The sequence below is a fragment of the Streptomyces sp. WAC05292 genome, assembly GCF_003949955.1.
GTDB lineage: Bacteria > Actinomycetota > Actinomycetes > Streptomycetales > Streptomycetaceae > Streptomyces > Streptomyces globosus.
In genome coordinates this window covers 1-778 of sequence record NZ_RPSE01000826.1, presented here as the reverse complement: position 1 = coordinate 778, position 778 = coordinate 1, and the positions used below count along the sequence as shown (strand labels likewise).

At 73.3% G+C, this 778-nt stretch carries 1 protein-coding gene; it reads left to right on the top strand.

Going from position 1 to position 778, the window contains the following annotated elements:
• Positions 1-76: 76 nt before the first annotated feature.
• Positions 77-706, top strand: coding sequence for a response regulator transcription factor (locus EF903_RS33255; RefSeq protein ID WP_260616251.1), 630 nt, complete (start codon positions 77-79; stop codon positions 704-706).
• Positions 707-778: the final 72 nt, after the last annotated feature.

The following is a 778-nucleotide window of genomic DNA, read 5'->3' as shown; positions in this document are numbered from 1 at the left end:
GCTGGAGCTCCTCGCGCAGGGGTGCGTCGGCGGTGTCCGCGGCGCGGCCCAGCACCAGCAGGATCGCGGTCATGCTCTGGCCGACGACCACGCCCTCGTACGCCGCGGCATCCGCCTGATCCTCGACCGGGAACCGGACCTCCGGATCGTCGCCGAAGCCGGCGACGGCGCCGAGGCCGTTCAGGCCGCGCGCAGCACGGACATCGACCTGGCCGTACTCGACATCAGCATGCCGCGCCTCACCGGCCTGCAGGCCGCCCGCGAGCTGGCCGCCCTCCGGCCCAACCTGCGCATCCTCATGCTCACCATGCACGACAACGAGCAGTACCTCTTCCAGGCCCTCAAGGCCGGCGCCTGCGGATACGTACCGAAATCCGTCGCGGACCGCGACCTGGTCAGCGCCTGCCGGGCCGCCATGCGCAACGAGCCGTTCCTCCACCCCGGCGGGGTGTCCGCCCTGATCCGCACCTATGTGGAGCGGGGCGCGCACGGCGAGGACGACCGCGACGGCATCCTCACCCCCCGCGAGGAGGAGGTCCTCAAACTCGTGGCCGAGGGGCACTCCTCCCAGCACATCGCCGAGCTCCTGTTCATCAGCATCAAGACGGTGCACCGCCACCGGGCCAACCTGCTGCACAAGCTGGGCCTCCGCGACCGGCTGCAGCTGGCCCGGTACGCCATCCGAACCGGCCTCATCGAACCCTGACCCCGGCGCGGCGCCTTCCACACCCCCCCCGCCCGGGCCGCCGGCCGCCCGCGTGCCCCGGCGGCCCGCCCG